This window comes from Streptomyces carpinensis (assembly GCF_002154505.1).
Classification (GTDB): Bacteria; Actinomycetota; Actinomycetes; order Streptomycetales; family Streptomycetaceae; genus Streptomyces; species Streptomyces carpinensis.
On sequence record NZ_MUBM01000004.1, the window covers coordinates 51788 to 70042 of the forward strand.

General features: G+C 67.5%; 14 protein-coding genes and 4 pseudogenes. 9 read left to right on the forward strand and 9 right to left on the reverse strand.

Going from position 1 to position 18255, the window contains the following annotated elements; translation table 11 throughout:
- Positions 1-20 precede the first annotated feature (20 nt).
- The 3 genes and pseudogenes from BZY54_RS00580 to BZY54_RS00590 form a co-directional block, all read right to left on the reverse strand.
- Positions 21-824, reverse strand: coding sequence for a maleylpyruvate isomerase N-terminal domain-containing protein (locus BZY54_RS00580; RefSeq protein ID WP_086722343.1), 804 nt, complete (start codon positions 822-824; stop codon positions 21-23).
- Positions 825-885: 61 nt separating this feature from the next.
- Positions 886-1794 (reverse strand): NAD(P)-dependent oxidoreductase, encoded by a 909-nt coding sequence (locus BZY54_RS00585; RefSeq protein ID WP_086722344.1) that lies wholly within the window; start codon positions 1792-1794, stop codon positions 886-888.
- 37 nt (positions 1795-1831) lie between these two features.
- Positions 1832-3221: pseudogene (locus tag BZY54_RS00590) on the reverse strand (NADP-dependent succinic semialdehyde dehydrogenase).
- A gap of 67 nt (positions 3222-3288) precedes the next feature.
- Between BZY54_RS00590 and BZY54_RS49060 the strand changes: the two are divergent.
- The 4 genes and pseudogenes from BZY54_RS49060 to BZY54_RS00610 form a co-directional block, all read left to right on the forward strand.
- Positions 3289-3404, forward strand: a pseudogene (locus BZY54_RS49060) (IS5/IS1182 family transposase); the annotation flags it as partial.
- Positions 3405-4425: 1021 nt separating this feature from the next.
- Positions 4426-4659: pseudogene (locus BZY54_RS00600) on the forward strand (hypothetical protein); the annotation flags it as partial.
- 286 nt (positions 4660-4945) lie between these two features.
- On the forward strand, positions 4946-5788 hold the full coding sequence (locus tag BZY54_RS00605) for an alpha/beta fold hydrolase (RefSeq protein ID WP_086722346.1): 843 nt from the start codon (positions 4946-4948) through the stop codon (positions 5786-5788).
- 203 nt (positions 5789-5991) lie between these two features.
- Positions 5992-6567, forward strand: a complete 576-nt coding sequence (locus BZY54_RS00610) for an FUSC family protein (protein ID WP_086722347.1) — start codon at positions 5992-5994, stop codon at positions 6565-6567.
- A gap of 796 nt (positions 6568-7363) precedes the next feature.
- Here the strand turns inward: BZY54_RS00610 and BZY54_RS00620 are convergent.
- Genes BZY54_RS00620 through BZY54_RS00630 form a run of 3 tightly spaced genes read right to left on the reverse strand, consistent with a single transcriptional unit; the run spans position 7364 to position 10220 of the window.
- Complete coding sequence (locus BZY54_RS00620; protein ID WP_086722348.1) at positions 7364-8569, reverse strand: cytochrome P450; 1206 nt, start codon at positions 8567-8569, stop codon at positions 7364-7366.
- A gap of 39 nt (positions 8570-8608) precedes the next feature.
- Complete coding sequence (locus BZY54_RS00625; protein WP_086722349.1) at positions 8609-10003, reverse strand: NAD(P)/FAD-dependent oxidoreductase; 1395 nt, start codon at positions 10001-10003, stop codon at positions 8609-8611.
- On the reverse strand, positions 9993-10220 hold the full coding sequence (locus tag BZY54_RS00630) for a ferredoxin (RefSeq protein ID WP_086722359.1): 228 nt from the start codon (positions 10218-10220) through the stop codon (positions 9993-9995). The genes BZY54_RS00625 and BZY54_RS00630 overlap by 11 nt, the downstream gene beginning before the upstream one ends.
- A gap of 762 nt (positions 10221-10982) precedes the next feature.
- Here BZY54_RS00630 and zwf point away from each other — a divergent pair.
- Complete coding sequence (gene zwf, locus BZY54_RS00635) at positions 10983-12422, forward strand: glucose-6-phosphate dehydrogenase (RefSeq protein WP_244216877.1); 1440 nt, start codon at positions 10983-10985, stop codon at positions 12420-12422.
- 12 nt (positions 12423-12434) lie between these two features.
- The gene (locus BZY54_RS00640; protein WP_086722351.1) at positions 12435-13265 is read left to right on the forward strand and encodes a helix-turn-helix transcriptional regulator; all 831 of its coding nucleotides are present in this window, start codon (positions 12435-12437) and stop codon (positions 13263-13265) included.
- Positions 13266-13397: 132 nt separating this feature from the next.
- On the opposite strand, the gene BZY54_RS00645 is transcribed toward BZY54_RS00640, so the two are convergent.
- Entirely contained in the window at positions 13398-14150 is a 753-nt protein-coding gene (locus tag BZY54_RS00645) for a glucose 1-dehydrogenase (RefSeq protein WP_086722352.1), read from the reverse strand.
- A 56-nt stretch (positions 14151-14206) separates the two neighbouring features.
- Positions 14207-14947, reverse strand: a complete 741-nt coding sequence (locus BZY54_RS00650; protein ID WP_086722353.1) for an SDR family oxidoreductase — start codon at positions 14945-14947, stop codon at positions 14207-14209.
- 527 nt (positions 14948-15474) lie between these two features.
- Here BZY54_RS00650 and BZY54_RS00655 point away from each other — a divergent pair.
- The gene (locus BZY54_RS00655) at positions 15475-16668 is read left to right on the forward strand and encodes a PP2C family protein-serine/threonine phosphatase (protein WP_086722354.1); all 1194 of its coding nucleotides are present in this window, start codon (positions 15475-15477) and stop codon (positions 16666-16668) included.
- A 135-nt stretch (positions 16669-16803) separates the two neighbouring features.
- Here the strand turns inward: BZY54_RS00655 and BZY54_RS55225 are convergent, their stop codons facing one another.
- Entirely contained in the window at positions 16804-16959 is a 156-nt protein-coding gene (locus BZY54_RS55225; protein WP_425276246.1) for a hypothetical protein, read from the reverse strand.
- A gap of 304 nt (positions 16960-17263) precedes the next feature.
- Here BZY54_RS55225 and BZY54_RS00665 point away from each other — a divergent pair, with 304 nt between their 5' ends.
- Both BZY54_RS00665 and BZY54_RS50670 read left to right on the forward strand, forming a co-directional pair.
- Positions 17264-17653, forward strand: a complete 390-nt coding sequence (locus tag BZY54_RS00665) for a hypothetical protein (RefSeq protein ID WP_086722355.1) — start codon at positions 17264-17266, stop codon at positions 17651-17653.
- A gap of 343 nt (positions 17654-17996) precedes the next feature.
- Positions 17997-18255, forward strand: a pseudogene (locus tag BZY54_RS50670) (TetR/AcrR family transcriptional regulator); the annotation flags it as partial.

The window sequence follows — 18255 nt, forward strand, 5'->3', positions numbered from 1 at the left end:
TGGTTGACGACGTGATCTGCTCACACGATGTTGAGGCAGTCCAGGAACGGTTCCGCGGTGGCCGTCTCGCCTGTGATCCGGCAGTGGTCCCGCCACGCGGTCCGGGTCGTGCCCCATGCGATGAAGTCGGTCGCTGTGCTGTGGATCCGGGCGGCGGCGCCGTCCGCGGCACCTGGCTCCACCGTCAGCAGGCCGTCCGGTCCGTCGGCGGGAACGACGGTGGCGGTCGTGGCGCCCGGTCCGGTGAACTCGAGTACGAGCGGCCTGCTGACGGTGGCGGTGAGTTCGGTCCCCTGCATCTGTGGGATGCCGGCGAGCATGAACTCGACCGTCGGCGCCACCAGCGCGTCGTCGGGCGGAGGGACCGCGAAGGGAAGCGGACCGCCGGGTTCGAGCATGTCGTATCGCAGGTGGCACAGAACGTTGAACGCCATGGTGTTCGCTAGCAGGTGCCGGGGATAGGTGCCCAGCCCCGGTACCAGCACCGGTTCGTCCGCCTGCGGCACCTGCTGTCCCGCCTCCAGGATCTCCAACTGCCGGGGGGTGAAGCGACGCCATTCCTCGATCACCTCGGCGTGGCTCCGGCCGCGGCGCTCGTCGACCCTCATGTCGTGGTAGCGCTCGCGGTTCTTGGGCCACGACGGATCCGGGGCAGGAGGGTCGACGGCCTCATGAGCGAGGGCGCCCAGGTGGGCGAGCACGTCGATGACGCGCCAGCCCGCACAGGCCGATGGAGACTCCCATCCGCGGTCGTCCACCAGAGGCGCGATCTCCGACAGCTGCTCGCTGCTGCGCCGCGCCGAGGCGACACCCTCTCGACTCATCAGCCTTTTCCCTCCACGCGGACTCCTCGCGGCAGGCCACCGCACGAGCCTCCTGCCGGTGTCACGCTGCCGGCGCCCGACGGGACATCCGGTACGTCGCTGCCACGTCCGCCCGGCCCAGACCGTTGCTCACTGCCAACTGCAGCCGATCACGCACCACTTCGACGATTCCGAGCTTCAGCCCCGCATCCCGCGCCGCGTCGGCGATCAGCCCGGCGTCCTTGGCCGCCGCCTCCAGGGGGAAGGAAGGGGTGTCGAGGTCATCGCTGATCATCTTCGGGCCCTTGGACTGCACGTAGGTGCTGTTCAGCGCGCTGCCGTTGATGACGTTGATCAATTGGCGCGGGTCGACACCCAGGCCCTCGGCGAGTGCCAGGGCCTCGGCGACACCCTCGACGGTGGTCAGCACCCAGGAGTTGTAGGCGAGCTTGAGGCTGCTGGGCTGGCTGATCGCGTCGAGCCAGACGGTGCGCGTGCCGACGGCGTCCAGCACTGGTTGGACGCGCTCGCCCGCGCACATGTCGGACGCGGCGGCCAGGATGGTCAGGGTTCCGGCGACCGCCGGTTCCTTCGTGCCGAGCAGTGGCGCCTCCACGTAGGCCACGCCCATCGCGGCGGCCTTGTCCGCCAGGCGCCGGCTCCCTTCGGGCGAGACGGTGCAGCACTGCAGCCACACGGCGTCCCGGTCGATGCCTTCGCGGGCCTGGTCGATGGTCTCGGCGACGATCCGTTCGTTGGCGAGGATGGTCAGCACGACCTTCGCTCCCCGGCACGCCTCGGAGGGGGTTGCGCAGACGATGGCGCCGACCTCGGCCAGCGCCTCGGCGGGCTCGCGGCTGCGGTTCCACACCCGCAGTTCGAGCCCCGCGGCGGCAATGTTCCTGGCCATCGCGTCGCCCATGGTGCCGATCCCTAGCACCGCCACGACGGGGCGCCCGTGTCCCCTCGGCCCGGTGTCGCGTGTGTTCATGGAAATCCTCCGCGTCAGCGTCCCGATGCCCTGCGGCTCAGGCGCTCTGGCCGATCCATACCGTCTTGGCGTTCATGAACTCGCGCATGCCCAGGTCGGACAGCTCCCGTCCGTAGCCGCTGCGCTTCACGCCGCCGAAGGGGATCTCCGGGTAGCTGGTGGTGTTGCCGTTGATGAACGCCATGCCGGACTGCACGTCGCGGACGAACAGCTCACGCTCAGCGGGATCCTCGCTCCACAGGTTCGAACCGAGTCCGTACGGGTGCCCGTTGGCGATTTCGAGGGCCTCCTCCAGCGAGGAGACGGTGAAGACCTGCGCGACGGGCCCGAAGACCTCCTCGTGGAACATCTTCATCTGCGGCGTGATGCCGGTCAGCACGGTCGGCGGGTAGAACCACCCCGGCCGGTCGGGCCGCTTCCCACCGGTCAGCAGCGGTCGCGCCCTTGCCGACCGCGTCGTCGACGTACGCCTCCACATCCGCCCGGCCCGACTCGGTGGCGAGCGGACCGATGTCCGTGGCGTCGTCCATCGGGTCGCCGACAACAAGCGCGGCCATCTTCGCGGTGAACTTCTCCAGGAACTGCTCGGCGATATCCTGGTGGACGAAGAAACGCTTGCCGTTGATGCATGACTGCCCGTTGTTCAGGGTCCGCGCCCGCACCGCCACGTCCGTGGCCTGCTTTAGGTCCGTCGAAGGCATCACGATGAACGGGTCAGACCCGCCGAGTTCGAGGACGACCTTCTTGATCTCCTGACCGGCGATGGTCGCCACCGACCGCCCGGCCGGCTCGCTGCCGGTCAGCGTCGCCGCCGCCACGCGGTCATCCCGCAGCACCTGATCCACCCTGCGCGCGGAGATCAGCAGCGTCTGGAACGCGTCTTCGGGGAACCCCGCCTCGCGGAAGAGCTGCTCCATGTACAGGGCGCACTGCGGCACGTTCGAGGCGTGCTTGAGGATTCCGACATTCCCCGCCATCAAGGCGGGCGCCGCGAACCGCATGGCCTGCCACAAGGGCAGGTTCCACGGCATCACGGCCAGCACCACACCGATCGGCTGGTACGTGTACGTCACGAACGTCTGCTTGGCACCCACGCTTTCGGCGTCACCGTGCTGGTCCCGCAGGAACCCCGGACCCTCGGCGGAGTAGAAGCGCAATCCCCGCACGCACTTCGCCACCTCTTCCTGCGCCGCTTTGAGGGTCTTGCCCATCTCAGTCGTGATCATGCGGCTGACGGCGTCCGCGTCCGACTCCAGCACATCGGCCGCCCGACCGAGCCACCCAGCGCGCTGCTCGACACTCGTCAGGCGGTACTCGGCCGCTGCCGCGGCGGCACGGGCGAGCTTCTCGTCCAGTTGCTCCGGGGTGAGTTCGTCGAAGCTCTTGAGAACCTCACCCGTCGCAGGGTCCGTCGTCGCAATAGCCATATATCGACGCTACGACCGCGGGCAACACCCCGCAAAAGCTGGGAACGTAAATATGGACACCCATGCCTTCAGCATCTCGAAGTCCGCGGCCGACCGGATTATCGACCACCTCGGTCCCGCGCTTGCCCTGTGGCCCCGCAGGCGGTTCGCCAAGACACCGTGCTCATCGTGGACGGCACCGTGCGCCACGAGGCGCTTGATGACCGGGCGGGGGTGAAAGGACCCCGCCACCGGACTGTCGCAGCAGTCCGGTTGAAGCTGAGGGCAGCCTGATCCGGGGGACGTCGGTGAGGGTGGGAAGCGGCCCTGACAACGCCGGGACGTGCTGGCACTACCAGACTGTGCGGGTCCGGCAAGCGAGACGAGAAGGTGTACGCGAGGAACCAGTGGTAAAGCTCCGTAAGCGACGAACCGGCTCCAATCTGGTGGATATGGGCTGGGATGCAGCGCGTGACCGCCATTGCAGTCAACTCCGAAGCCGCGTAGTGCCGTCGGTGAGGAGGCCACGATGAAGGACTGCGGCGTAGTCGTGGCGATGCTGCCGGGGCAAGAGCTGGGCACCTCCCTCGTCGACCGGTCATCGAGTGAACGTGGGAACCATCCCCGGTCGCCCTCCAGACCAGGCAGCCGGCCTGGTCCAGGGCAGGCCCGCCGCCGGCCGAGGGCCGCGGGGTGGGGCGGAGGTCCCGTAGTAGTCCGAGCGCGCGAGAGACGCGTCATGGCGAAGTTTGGCCGTCTAACTCGGCGTTGGATCGCTCTCTCAGAGAGTAGAGGTTCGGAAGGAGAAGCCTCTGGACTACCCGCCTTACCTGGACGCGAAAGCGCGAGGGGACAACAGCATGGCGGGAAAACGTGGAGCGTTGTGAAGGCGTTTATAGCGCTGCCGCGCAAAGTCCGTGTGATATGGCGAAGACCAGACTGTTTGAAGCCAAGTTCCCAGGGATGGAAATGTCCCTGGTGGGGCGTTACTCCCACGACTACTACTGGCACTCCCGTCACCGTAAGGCTCGCGCCCCTTAGGTGATCCCGAGTTCCTCTTGCATTGGACGTATCGAGCGTGACGTAGGCGGCCTGTCCGTTCCCTTGAGTGAGCTTGTTGCCCACCGTCCACCAGCCGGAAGGGTTGGGGCGAAGCAAAGGGGATTCGCCTGATGCTCATGGCTCCGCTCCGGGCGTTGTATGTCGGAGAGGCAAGGTACGCGTAATGCAGAGAGCCGAAGCCCTGATGGAGATCATCCATGAACGCGCCAAGAGAGGATTGCCATGGGAGAGGCTGTATCGGCATTTGTTCAACCCGGAGCTGTACTTGCGGGCCTACGGGAAGATCTACCGCAATGACGGCTCTATGACACCCGGCTCCACCCAGGAGACCGTGGATGGCATGAGTCTGAAGAAGATTCAGGCGATAATCGATGCGCTGCGGTATGAGCGATACCGTGGCGAAAACCCCGCGGTCCAGCCAGCGACGGCCCGTTAAGCACCCATCACACCCGCTGCTGATCATCCAGCACGGCATCGGATGCGCGACAAGCAGAGACGCGCGAAGATGGTGATCCGTTATACGGCGGAACGCGGACCATCACGATGTCCGCGTCGGAGGCCCCCTGCCGGTCGACCGCACACGACAATCGCGGCGGCGATGGGTGACGCCTTCCGCACGTCCTCACCGCTCTCAGCCGCCGAAGAGGCCAACTCCACCTTGTACGCCGAGGAAGTGGAAGCACATGACGGTCTCCAGAATCCTGACATCGGGCATGGGCAGACTAGCCCTTGGATTCGCGGTCCTCTCCGCCATGACCGTGATGCCGACTCACGCAGCGGACGATCTCGCCGCGACCCCGACGGGCCAGAAGCCAACCGTGGTGCTCGTACACGGAGCATTCGCCGATGGGTCCAGTTGGAACGCTGTAGTGCAGCGCCTGCAGCAGGACGGCTACCAGGTCATCGCCCCACCCAACACGCTGCGCGGCATACCGCAGGACTCGACGTACCTGAACAGCCTCCTGAAGACCATCAAGGGGCCGATTGTCCTCGTCGGACACTCCTACGCCGGCGAAGTGATCTCACAGGCGGCCGCCGGCGTCGACAACGTCAAGGCACTTGTCTACATCAACGCGATCATGCCGGACAAGGGAGAATCCTTCGCCAGCCTCTCCGGCAAGTTCCCGGCAGCGCCACTCACCAAGGCACTGCGGCAGGTCCCGTTCCGCAACGGTGACGGCACCACGGGCACCGACGTGTACATCCAGCCCGCCAAACTCCACGCCACCTTCGCCCAGGACCTCTCCCAGCAGCAGGCCTCCGTCATGGCATCGACGCAGCGCCCGATCGCACATTCGGCCTTCACCGACAAGGTCACCGAAGCAGCCTGGCGGGACAAGCCCGTTTACGTACTCGTCGGCAAACAGGATCGGGCCATAAACCCCAGCCTCGAACGGTACGAGGCCAAACGCGCACACGCACGCAAGACAGTGGAGATCAACTCCTCACACGTCTCCCTGATCTCCCACCCTCAAGCCGTCACCGATCTCATCCTCAACGCAGCCAACGACACCGGCCACCAGTAGACGAACAGGCATGGCCTCCCACAGCGGCGGGTTGCGGTTCCAGCCGCGGTTCGTGCCGGCAGTAACAACTGCTGACACCTCGCGGACAGCGCCGGCCACGAGGCTCCCAGCAGACTGGCAGCACCTGCTGAACCGGGTCCGGTAGGAATCGGACGAGATCGGAACCTCGCTAGGTTCCTTGATCCTGAAACGGCGGTCGCAGAATGGCGGTGGCGGCAAGTTCACCACAGGCGGGGACCGGGAAGCTGCTGAGGTACTCGATCGAAGTCGGTCTGGCCAGTCTGCTGAGCTACTGGGCGGCCACCAGAATTTGGTCGAGTACTCATCAGCCATACGAGGAAGGGCAACTCGGCGGCATGTGGGCTGCGATTTCTACGATTTTCGTGATCCGGGAATGCAAAAGGAAAAGTGCAACAGCGGCGATGGCTCGCATGTCCGCGACGCTCATCAGCTTTGTACTCTGCCTGGTCTACCTCGCGTTCTTGCCGTTCCAAGCATGGGGACTCGCTCTACTCGTGTGCCTGAGCGTCCTGGTGCCCGGGCTAGTCGGACGCCCAGGCGACGAAGCAACCGCAGCCATCACCACCACTGTCGTCATGGTCGTCGCAGGACTGAACCCGCACGGCGCCTGGAAACAGCCCCTGCTACGTTTGGCGGACACGGCCATCGGCGTAGCTGCAGGCATGGTCACGCTGGTCATCGTGGCTCAGATCGGCAAGTGGACAGGCAGGGGCCGCAGCTCTCATTCGGATCGATCAGTCACGAGTCAGGCCGACTGACTCCTCATGTTTTCGCAAGGCGGGCTGTTCGAACACTGATCGAAAGCGCGGGAAGTCCTCCTCACCGGAAACCATGCGGTCCAGGCCGTCGTCCACATGCACAACCTCGCCCTCGCGTCATGTGCCGACGTACGGGCCGGCATGGGCCGTCCCCAGTACGGCACCGTGCACGGCCGCGGCAGCGGCGGTGCACGCGGCGGCTGCTGTGCCAGGTGTGTGGGCAGCCTGCAGACCGCGACGAGCAAGCGTGCGGTGGCTGCTGGAGGACAACATCGTCCTCGCGCTCACCACGGAGATCGCAAGGCTGAAGAAGCGACTCCGCGACCAGGAGAAGGAACTGCGAGAGGGCTCGCCCAGGCGCACGAGAACCTCGAACTCCGACGCGAAATCGCACGCCGCGGCGGCTTCGTGCCTCCCGCGTAGACCAGCAGCATCGGAGCCTGTTGACCACGTCGCAGCAATCGCAGGAACAGTGCAACCAGGAGAAATACGCCGAGCTCAAGATCAAACCGTCGATAACTTCAGAACTGGCGGATTGGTGGGCATGACTCGCGGCCCAGTGGCGGGCTGATCGCCGCTGGGCTTCGGGTGTCTGGTTCAGGCCGCGGTCTCGATGGGTTGGTGGTGAGCATGTGCCAGATGGCGACGATCACGGAGTGCTCGACGGCGACAAGGGCCTTCATGACGCCGCGGGGGGGAACGAGACGTTTGTAGCGGGAACGATCCTGCCAATGTCGACGTGATCGAGATCCGCGGCAGCGGGGGCTTCCTCAGCCTCACCGCTAGACGGCGGTGTTCAGACTGTGAGGCCTTCGATCGCGACGGGAAGGTGGCGGGGGCCGCGCAGTACGGCGTTGGCGCGGTAGGGCGGCGGGTCCTCGAGCAACCGGGAGAACGTGACCCGGCGGAACAGTTCGGGCACGGCCAGATGCAGTTCGATGCGGGCGAGGGGTGCGCCGAAGCAGTAGTGGATGCCGGTGTAGAAACCCAGGTGCTCGTTGTCCTTGCGGTCGGGATCGAACCGGTCGGGGTCCACAAAGCGTTTGGGGTCCCGGTTGGCCGCGGCCAGCATGAGCCAGACCGGTGAGCCCTTGGGGATGGTGGTCCCGGCGACGTCGATGTCGGCCAGGGCGGTGGTCCACGGGACGAACTGCACCGGGGGCTCGAACCGCAGCACTTCCTCGATGAGCGGGACGGCCAGGTCCGGCTCCTTCTGGAACCGCTCGAGGACGTCGGGGTGGCGCAACAGGGTGAGGGTCGTATTGGTGATCGCGTTGACGGTGGTCTCGTGGCCGGCGACCAGCAGCAGCACCGCGGTGGCCTCCAGGTCTGCCGGTGTCATGTCAGGTGCGAGCGCACTGAGCATCCCCGGGCCGGGGTGGCGGCGCTTCGTCTCGATCAGATCGGACAGGTAGGCGCCCATCTCCTGGCGCGCCCGCTGTCCCTTTTCCTGGCCGTCGCCGCCGCCGGGGCGGGGATCGAGTGACGATGCCAGGGCGTCGGCCCAGCCGTGGAAGCGTGGTTCGTCCTCGCGTGGTACGCCGAGGACCTTGCAGATGGCGGTGACGGGTAGGGGGTAGGCGAAGTCCTCGACAATGTCGACCTGGTCCTTGCCGTCGAAGGCGTCGAGCAGCTCGGTGACGACCTTGGCCAGCTCGCCGCGCAAGCCGTCGAGGAAACTGGGGCTGTGCGGGGGGCCGAACGGCCGGTTGATGGTGTCGCGCAGCCGGTCGTGCACCGGTGGGTCGGTGAAGATGAAGCTGGGCGGCAGGCCTTGGTCCTCCGCGTCCGCTGTGCGGGCGTAGCGGGGCGGGCGGTTGCGGGTGTCGTTGCTCAGCCGCGGGTCGTTGGCCAGGTTCCGCACCTCGTAGTAGGTGCTGACCAGGTAGGTGCCGTCGTCCTCCCGCCTGACCGGTTGCTTGCGCAGTTCCGCGTAGAGGGGGTACGGATCGGCCCGATTGGCGTAGTCGGTGATCTGCGCGGAGAGGGTGCCGGGCGTCATGGTGTCTCCTGAGGGCTCCGGGCCACACAGGGCCGGTGATCAGCCATGCGACGGAACGAACTGGACACGCCGCTCGCTCGGTGAGTGGCCCGTCAGCGTGACGGTGGCCCCGTGGGTGGGCAGGTGGGGGTCGGGGAAGGCCGGGTCGACCGGCTGCAGTGTCTCGGTGCGAAGGTCGACCGTGCGGTAGTCCGGCGGGAACAGCGCGCCTGCCGCGATCTGCTGTTCGTAGAATCCCAGCCACTTGGCGCCGTCGAAGGACGCCGCGGCGATGACGCGGCCGCGGTACCCGTACACGGCTACGAACCGTTCCTCGGCGAGTGTTCCCTGGGCGACGACCAGCTGGTCGCCCAGCGGGGGGACGCCCACGGACTTGATGTTGACGCCGAACTGCGAGGACCAGAACATCGGCAGCCACAGGTGCGGACGGCGCTCCGGGCCTGCGCAGATCATGTTGTGGGCGGCGATCTCGGCCTGTTCGACCGCGTTGCCCCAGTGCTCCAGCGAGAGGAACTGGTAGTCGAACAGCGGGTGGGGGCTGCGTGCGACGTCGCCGGCGGCGTAGATGTCGTCGGTGACGATGCCGTTGACGTCGAACACCCGGCACCCGGCGTCGCACGCAATCCCGCGGGGGCCCGCGGCCAGGCCCGAGCCGGCGAGCCAGTCGGTGTTCCGGATGGCGCCGAGCGAGACGACCGCCACGTCCACGTCGATCGCCGATCCGTCGGAGAGGTGGGCGCGCTTGAGGCGTCCGCCGTAGTCGCCCTCTAGGGCGGTGACACTTATGCCGCAGCGCAGGTCGACTCCCTTTCTGCGTTGCAGCCGGTCCGCGACCGCGCCGATCACTCCGCCGAGTGCGCCCACCAGCGGTGCCGGGCCGCGCTCGGCGACCGTGACCTCAAGGCCCAGCTCCCGGCAGGCGGAGGCGACCTCGGAACCGGTGAAACCGGCGCCGATCACCAGCACGCGGGACACACCCCCGGTCAGCTTCCGGCGCAGGCGTGCGGAGTCGTCGCGGGTGCGCAGCACGAACACGCCGTCCAGCGCGGCCTCTTCCGGGTGGATCCAGGGCCGCGCTCTGGTCCCGGTGGTGATCAGAAGGCGGTCGTAGGGGACGGTGTCGCCGTTGGCCAGGCATACCCGCTTGGCGTCCCGGTCGAGGCTCTCGGCGGCGACGCCCAAAGACCATTCGGCGTCGATGTCGCGCCGCCGCGGCAGCGTGGTGTCCTCGGGCCGTGCCCGCCCGAGCAGCGCCTGCTTGGACAGCGGCGGCCGGTCGTAGGGTTCGTACGGCTCGTCGCCGATCATGGTCAGCGATCCGGTGAAGCCCTTCTCGCGCAAGGTCTCCGCCGCACGCAGCCCGGCAAGCGAGGCACCGACAACGACAATACGGCCCTCCCGCCGCAGGACCTCGACGTCCGTGTCAGCCGACATGGGGCTCTACCCCCTTCGTCGGCTCGTCGGAGTAGTCCACGAGGATCGCCTGCACCGGGCAGGCGGCGGCAGCCTTCTCCACCCGGTCACGCTGCGCCTCGTCGAAGCGAGGGGAGAACAGCAGCGCCTCATCACCGTGCAGGGAGAAGACGTCCGGGGCGAGGAACACGCACTGCGCGAATCCCTGGCACCGGTTGAGATCGACGACAAGCCTCATCTGGAACCCGCTCCCTGCGCGGGCTGCGGTAGCCGCCGGCTCCGCAGCCATCTGCGCTCGGTCCATACGATTAGCGGGCATGCCTCACCATCAGGATCAACCCCTCCGGAGCGGGTTCGCAACGCGAGGCGGTCGCTGGCGAGCCTCGTCCGGCTGACCGCAAGGGGCACCAGGGTCGGCGACGTCACCGAAGCGGACGGGCATGGAGCTGCAACAGCCGTCAAAATGATTCTCGCCGAGGCATCAGCCCCGGAATGGACCCCGATGCACCACGTCGGAACTGCGCGTATCGCCTGGTGGGCGGATGGCGACGACCTTCGCCGAGGGCCCCTCGCTGAGCGGCCCTGCCCGGCGGGCGAACCGACTCAAGTTGAGTGTGGGCATGGGCGATCCTAGGCTGACCAGAGTGGGTGAGTCGTTCAGCCCGGCCTTCAACCGTGTGACCTGTGTAGGTGGTCCTTCCGGAATTATTGACTTGCCTCCTCGCGGGGCCGCGGCTCTCCTCCCGTCCTCGTCGGCCAGGCTCGTCGACGCGGCGCGCAAGCGTGGGCAATCCATCGAGAGCACGCAGGACGGCGTGGCGATGAGCGACTTGGACACGCTGTCGGTGAGCACGGTTCGAGGACTGTGCGGGGACGCACCCCGGGATCCCGATCGGCATGGCATCCACCGAACTCGCCGTGCATGGCGGACAGATTCCTGTCGGCGAATTCGCCCGGGTCCCAGGGCTGGAATCGGACACGCCGAGAAGAGGAGCCGATCGTGACACGCCCGGACAACCACGTGATCGTGCTCTTCGGCGCCACCGGCGACCTCGCAAAGCGGAAACTGCTCCCAGGTCTGTTCCACCTCGCCAGGGCAGGCCTCCTCCCGGACGGCTACCGCATCGTGGGCTCGAGTACCGCTCGGTCCGCGCTCAGCGACGACGCGTTCCGCAAACACGCGCACGATGCCGTCGCCACCTTCGGACGGTCCCAGCCGTCCGGGCCGGAGTGGGAATCCTTCGAGGAGTCACTGTCCTTCGGCGCCGCCCAGCCCGAAGATCCCGGCCCGCTGCTCGCGGCCGTACGGTCAGCGGAGGACTCCCTCGGCGGGCAGGCGCGCAGACTGTTCCACCTGGCCGTCCCACCCTCCGCGTTCGGATCCATGATCGGGATGCTTGGCGACACCGACTTGGCGGAAAACGCGAAGGTGATCGTGGAGAAGCCCTTCGGCACCGACCTCGCCTCCGCGCGAGCACTCAACAAGACGATCCACGCCGTCTTCGACGAATCCCGCGTCTTCCGCATCGACCATTTTCTGGGTAAGGAGTCGGTGGACAACATCCTCGCCCTCCGCTTCGCCAACGGCCTGTTCGAACCCATCTGGAATCGGGACCACATCAGCCACGTGCAGATCGACGTACCCGAGACGCTCGGCCTCGAGGGCCGCGCAGGCTTCTACGAACGTACTGGAGCCTTCCGGGACATGATCGTCACACATCTGATCCAAGTGCTCGGCATCGTGGCCATGGAACCACCTGTCTCGCTCGGCGCCCAGGCACTGCGTGACGAGAAAGCCAAGGTCTTCGAGGCGCTGCGCCCCATCGAACCCGCCCACGTCGTACGCGGACAGTACGAGGGCTACCGTGACGAACCAGGTGTCACACCGGATTCGCAGACCGAGACGTTCGCCGCGCTACGGCTGGAAGTGGACAACTGGCGGTGGGCCGGAGTGCCGTTCCACCTGCGCTCCGGCAAGAACCTCGCACAGCACCGCGAGGTGATCACCCTCGGCCTGCGCGAGCCGCCCCTGAGGATGTTCCGTACCGATCTCCCACACCACGAGAAAAACACGGGCAACAAGATAGTGATCGACTTCGGGGACCCCGGGTGGATCGCGGCCTGCTTCCTCGCTAAGGAACCCGGCCCCACCATGCGACTCGCACCGGCGACGATGACCTTCCGTTACGCCGACTCCTTCTGCCAGAAGCACGAACTCGAAGGCTACGAACGGCTGCTCCTGGACGCCATGCTCGGCGACCAGTCGCTGTTCACCCGGTCCGACGAAATCGAGCACATCTGGGCGGCATCGACCCCCCTGCTCGAGAACCCACCACCGCCCCAGCCGTACGCCGCCGGCTCATGGGGCCCGGACCCGGCCGTCAGCGACCTGATCGCGCCACATCAGTGGCATCTGCCGGACGCCGGTGCCCATGCTTAGCACGGGACGTCCATGAGCGAGCGCGGGCCCCAGGCTGATCTTCGGGAGTTCTTGCGGACTCGGCGGGCTCGTATCACGCCGGAGCAGGCGGGGATTCGTCCGATGCCGGGTGCACGTCGAGTGCCGGGGCTGCGGCGTGAGGAGGTGGCCCAGCTGGCGGGGGTGAGTGTCGACTACTACGTGCGGCTGGAGCGGGGACGCAGCGCGAGTGTGTCCCAGTCGGTGCTGCGGGCCGTGGCCCAGGCTTTGCAGTTGGACGAGGCGGAGCGGGACCACTTGTTCGCGCTGGCCGAGGCGGTCGGGCGACGGCCGGGTGCGGTGGCGGAGCAGCAGGCGCGGGTCGGGCTGGTCCGGGCGTTGGAGAACATCAGCGAGGTCCCGGCGTTGTTGTTGGGGCACCGTCTGGATGTCTTGGCCAGCAACCGTGCCGCCCGTGCCTTGTATCTCGATTTCGACGCCCTGCCGGTTGAGGAGCGGAACATGGCGCGGTACATGTTCTTGAACGAGGCGGCCCGTGACCTGTACGTCGACTGGCACGAGACGGCCCGGGAGATTGTCGGCATGCTGCGCCTGTACGCCAGTCATCATCCGCACGATCCGCAGCTGACCCGACTGGTGGACGAGCTGTCCGCGGCAGACCGGGATTTCCGCCGGTGGTGGGCGGACCACGAGGTGTTCTTGCCCAAGCACGGGGTCAAGCGTTATCAGCATCCGCTGGTGGGGGAGCTGACGCTCGGCTTCGAGGCGTTCACGCCCATGGGGGAGGCGGATCAGACGCTTGGCCTGTATACCGTCGAGCCCGGGTCGACGTCGCAGCAGGCCCTGCGGCGGCTCGTCGACTGACCCGGTGAAGGACTTGGGGGGCAGCCCCTGACGGGTGGCGCTGGGCCTCCCGGTCCCGCGGGGCCCGACATGTGATGACGCCGGGCCCCCTTATGGGTGTCGGACAGCGCTGTCCAGGCTGAGTGGCCAGAGTTACGGCACGCTGTAGCCGCCGTCGACGGGCAGCGCGATGCCGGTGACGAAGCTGGATTTGTCGGAGGCGAGCCAGACCACCGCGTCGGCGATCTCCTCGGCGCGCGCGATGCGACCCAGGGGGTGGGAGGCGCCGAGTGACGCCCGGTACTCCGGGTCCAGATCCGCGATCAGTGGGGTGTCCACCAGGCCGGGACAGACCGCGTTGATGCGGATGCCCTGGTCTGCGACCTCGAGCGCGGAGCTTTTGGTCATGGCGATCTCGGCGGCCTTGGTGGCGGCGTAGCCGGAGAACCCAGGGACGCCGATCAGCCCGGCACCGGAGGACATGTTCACCATCGCGCCCGAGCCCTGGGCCGTCATGTACCGCAGCTCATGCTTCATCGACAGGAACATGCCGCGCACGTTGAGCGCGATCATGCGGTCGAGCAACTGGCTGGAGTAGTCCTTGGTGAGCTGGTACTCGCCGTCGTAGCCCGCGTTGTTCAAGGCGATGTCCAGGCGGCCGGTGCCCGCGGTCGCGTCCTGGACGGCATGCTCGATCTGGGCTTCGTCGGTCACGTCGGCCACGACATAGCGGGCCGAGCCGCCGGCGGCCTCGATGAGGCGGACGGTCTCCTTGAGGGTATCGGTGGTGCGGCCGGCGACCGTGACCAGTGCTCCGTCGGCCGCCAGGGCCAGGGCGGATGCACGGCCGATACCGCTGCCGCCGCCGGTGACGAACGCGGTCTTTCCTGCAAACTGCCGAGTCATTGCTGTGTCTCTTCGCTCGTTCAGGGATGGTTGTCAGAGGGCCGGGCGGCCGGATGTCAGACGGACGCGGTGCCCTGGACGATGACCTCGCTGACGTTGACGTCGTTCGGCTGGCCGATCGTGTAGCCGATGGCCTCGGCGATCGCCTTGGCGTCGATCCCGACGTCCTGGAGCGCGGTGCGCACGGCACCCTGCAGTTGGTCGTCGCCACCGGACTGGGTGAGCTCGGTGCGGGTGAGGCCGGGGCTGACGAGAGTGACGCGCAGGTCGGTGCTCTCCTTGCGCAGCCCGTCGGAGATGGCACGGACGGCGAACTTGGTGGCGCAGTAGACGACTCCGGTCGGGTCCGAGCGGTACGCGGCGGTGGAGGCGACGTTGATGATGTGGCCGGACCGGCGCTCGTTCATGGCGGGCAGGACGGCCGCGATGCCGTGCAGCACCCCGCGCAGGTTGACGTCGATGGTCTGGTTCCAGTCGTCGATACGCAGGTCAGCCATGTAGGACAGCGGCATCACGCCGGCGTTGTTGACCAGGACGTCGACGCGCCCATGCCTGGCGATCGCACCGTCGACGAAGGCCTTGACGCTGTCGAGGTCGGTGACGTCCAGTTCCGCGTAGTCGGCCTCGTGGCCCGCGTCGGTGAGCTCGGTGGCCAGCTGCTTGAGGCGGTCCGCGCGGCGGGCGCCCAGGACGACGGTGTGGCCGCAGGCAGCCAGGTGGCGAGCGGTGGCCTCGCCGATGCCGCTGGACGCCCCGGTGATGAGGACGACCTTGTTGCCGGGGGTGGGGTTGCTCATGGTTCTTCCCTTAGATGGATCCTCCGGCCCTGACGACCGGAGCGGGGACACCTCCATGAGGCCAGAGGAGAAGAAGGCCAGGTAGAGGCCCCTTCAACCCGGGGCACGCGCTACGGAGGGTCTGCCAGACCCCCGTAGCATGAGCCCGCGGCCCCGGGGCCGCGCGCCCCGGGGCACTGTGCGGCGTGTCCGCGCCGCCGCTACCGCCTCGCCCTCACCACCGCCGGCCGCCGGGTCGTGCACAGCTTGCGGAACGACCGCGCCGTGGCGGACCGCAATTCACCAGCTGGATAGGCAAGTACGGCACGATGCCCGACGCCCGTGTCACCCTCACCGATGAGCAGGACGACACCGTGTTGACGACCTGGTCGGACGAGCCGTAGGCGGCTGCCATCCTGTTCGATCCTCCGCCGACACCGCGACGAGGTCCCCCGGCTGTCGACACGGCGGAGCTAAGGGCAGTCGTGCTCTGCTGTCCGCGCTGTCCATATGCGGCGCCTTGCAGGCGGAAGGTGCACATTGGACATATGCACCTTGAGCAGCGCTCTGCCTTCACTTGGCAGCGGCGGCACGCCAGCCGAGCGCTGGTGCTGCTCCCCATCGGGCTGATCATTACGATCACCGTGGTGGACATCCAGACTCCGGAAACCGTCCACCTCGGTCCGCTGCTCGTGGTAGCTCCTGCCATCACCGTGGCGTTCGGGGGGGCGTGGCTGACCGGGCTCATCGGTGCACTGGCCGTGGCGGCTCAGGTAGTCATCGCCGTGTTCCACGGGGGCCTGACCACGCCCAACCACATCTGCCAGATCACCGGGCTTGCAATCCTCTCGATCTTGGCCGTGATCGTCTGCCTGGTGCGTGACCGGCGCAGGGCGGAGCTCGCCCAGGTGCGATCCGTTTCCGAGGCCGCACAGCGGGCACTGCTACGCCCGCTGCCCCGCCGGCTCGGCTCCCTACACCTCTCGTGCATGTACCTGGCTGCCGCGAAAGAAGCCTGTATCGGCGGTGATCTGTACGCCGTGGCTCGCACGGGCGACCGCACTCGCGTGCTCATCGGCGACGTCAGAGGAAAGGGACTGGCCGCAGTCGGTGAGGCGGCCGCGCTGATGGGCGCATTTCAAGAGGCCGCCCACCAGCACGACACGCTACCGGCCCTCGCCGGCGCCCTGGATCGCAGCGCGAGCCGCTACTCCGCCCAGTTCCTGGGGTCAGACGACGAGGCTGAAGAGCACTTCATCACCGCGCTGCTGCTGGACATCCCCGACCACGGCTCTGTGGCGCGGCTGACGTGCTGCGGGCACCCGCCACCGCTGCTCATCAGCCAGGGGAAGGTGACGAGTGTCCCGAGTTCCCCAGCGCCGCCCCTGGGCCTGTGCGGGCTGGCACAGGACATCCGCACCTCTCACACGTTCTCGTTCGATGCCGGTGACACACTCCTGCTGCACACCGACGGTCTCGTGGAGGCCCGCGACAGCAGCGGGACCTTCTACCCACTGGAAGAACGACTCGGCCTGTGGACCAAGTGCCATCCCGACACGCTCATTGAATACGTCCAGCGGGATCTCTTGGCCCACACCGGCGGGGCCCTCCCCGACGATGCCGCCATCCTGGCCGTACGACGAACGGGAATGACGCACGCCGGACACCTTGGCGGCGAGCTGGTCGGCAGCGACGGCCGCCCGATGGCTGACCTGAACCGCCATGAGCACGGGATGGTCTAGGTACGCCCCTAAAGGGAGGTCGTCCTCCGCGTGCCGCGCGGCCTTCTTTACGTCGGCCTCGATCTCGTTCCGCGGCTGCCCCTCCGCCTCGGCATGCTCAGTGACGGCGGCCTGCAGATCGCGGGCGAGGTCGCGTTAGGCGCGCCACGCGGTCTCGTATGTCGCGCTCTGAGACTCGGTCCACTCGAACTGTGCGGGCGGCCCGTACTGGTCGCGTAGCTCCAGGACCCGGTTGTGCGCCTGGTCGGCGGCACGCTGCATCTCCACGAGTTCTTCACGAGTGTCTGCCACGCGCACGGATCCTATGACGGGCGTACGAACGCCTCCGCCTCGACTCGCGAGACGGGAGCACCAGAGCGCGCGGACCATCGGACGGGGCCGCAGATCATCTTGTACGCGGCGAGACGATGTCCTCGATTGAGCGGACCTCACTGTGCGGATACAACCTACCTCAGGCCGCCGCACTCGCCGGCCGGGCCCCCCTGGGCACCCGCCAGCTCCTCCTGGTCAACCTCCTCACCGACATGCTCCCCGCCCTGGCCCACCGCACCACGGCCGCTAGCACCACCGCGATGGACCAGCCCGCCCCGCCCTCATGGGACCCGCCCTGGCCCGGTTGCTGGCCATCCGCGGCACCACGACCACCCTGGCCGCGACCGTCGCCTGGCAGACCGGCCGGTTCACCGGCCGTGCCCGCCGAGCCGACACCATGGGCCTGGCAGCTTTGATCACAGCCCAGCTCGGCCAGACCCTCATCACCGACTGGCGCAGCCCCCTCGTCCTGGCCATCACCGCCCTCCCCACGACAGCCCTCCTCACCGTCGTGCAGACACCAGGACTGAGCCACTTCTTCGGATGCACATCCCTGGGGCCCTTTGCCTGGGCCACCGTCGCCGCGAGCGCTACCACGGCCACCCTCACCGCCGCCATTGCGCCCCGGCTGCTCACCCCCACCAGCCCACCGACGCGCACTTCCCCCGCATGACCGCCCCCTGCACTGCCAGGCCCCTATCCACCAGCCATCGGGACAGATCAATGCGTCTTCACTCCAGGGCCGACCTTTGCAGGAATTAGCGATCATCGTCCGAGCAAGATCACGTCGGTGGCACCACGTGCGGGCACGTCACGCCGAGATCACACGCCCGTCCTGGGGCAGGATCAACAACCACCGCACGGTCTACGGGGCTTGCACCGGGCCGGACTGGTCCCAGCCAGGGATCATCTCCTCGCGGTGGACGTCCTCGGCATGGACCTGCTCGCCGCAGGTCTCGCAGACGGCGTGGGTGATGAGTTCGTGGTCCCGGTGCCGGAGCAGAACGGGTGGCGCAGTGACGGCCCAGCGATCGATCCCCTCGGCGGCTGGCGCTCCCAAGGGCTCGTTCTACAACCACTTCGCCAGCAAGGAGGAGAGCGCCCTCGAGGCGTTGAGCCGCTACGCCGCCGGATTGCGGTTCGAGATCCTCGTCGCACCCGGACGTCCTGCGCTGGAGCGGCTTCGGGCGCACTACGAGTTCCTGGGCGCGGACACCGTCGACAGCGGCTTCGCCCGCGGATGCCTGGTCGGCAACCTCGGCGCCGAGGTGGCGG

What these genes read in the sequence shown, in the direction of transcription:
- BZY54_RS00580 (WP_086722343.1), bottom strand. Translation starts at nt 824, where the DNA reads ATGAGTCGAGAGGGTGTCGCCTCGGCGCGGCGCAGCAGCGAGCAGCTG.
- BZY54_RS00585 (WP_086722344.1), bottom strand. Translation starts at nt 1,794, where the DNA reads ATGAACACACGCGACACCGGGCCGAGGGGACACGGGCGCCCCGTCGTG.
- BZY54_RS00605 (WP_086722346.1), top strand. Translation starts at nt 4,946, where the DNA reads ATGACGGTCTCCAGAATCCTGACATCGGGCATGGGCAGACTAGCCCTT.
- BZY54_RS00610 (WP_086722347.1), top strand. Translation starts at nt 5,992, where the DNA reads ATGGCGGTGGCGGCAAGTTCACCACAGGCGGGGACCGGGAAGCTGCTG.
- BZY54_RS00620 (WP_086722348.1), bottom strand. Translation starts at nt 8,569, where the DNA reads ATGACGCCCGGCACCCTCTCCGCGCAGATCACCGACTACGCCAATCGG.
- BZY54_RS00625 (WP_086722349.1), bottom strand. Translation starts at nt 10,003, where the DNA reads ATGTCGGCTGACACGGACGTCGAGGTCCTGCGGCGGGAGGGCCGTATT.
- BZY54_RS00630 (WP_086722359.1), bottom strand. Translation starts at nt 10,220, where the DNA reads ATGAGGCTTGTCGTCGATCTCAACCGGTGCCAGGGATTCGCGCAGTGC.
- BZY54_RS00640 (WP_086722351.1), top strand. Translation starts at nt 12,435, where the DNA reads ATGAGCGAGCGCGGGCCCCAGGCTGATCTTCGGGAGTTCTTGCGGACT.
- BZY54_RS00645 (WP_086722352.1), bottom strand. Translation starts at nt 14,150, where the DNA reads ATGACTCGGCAGTTTGCAGGAAAGACCGCGTTCGTCACCGGCGGCGGC.
- BZY54_RS00650 (WP_086722353.1), bottom strand. Translation starts at nt 14,947, where the DNA reads ATGAGCAACCCCACCCCCGGCAACAAGGTCGTCCTCATCACCGGGGCG.
- BZY54_RS00655 (WP_086722354.1), top strand. Translation starts at nt 15,475, where the DNA reads ATGCACCTTGAGCAGCGCTCTGCCTTCACTTGGCAGCGGCGGCACGCC.
- BZY54_RS00665 (WP_086722355.1), top strand. Translation starts at nt 17,264, where the DNA reads ATGGGACCCGCCCTGGCCCGGTTGCTGGCCATCCGCGGCACCACGACC.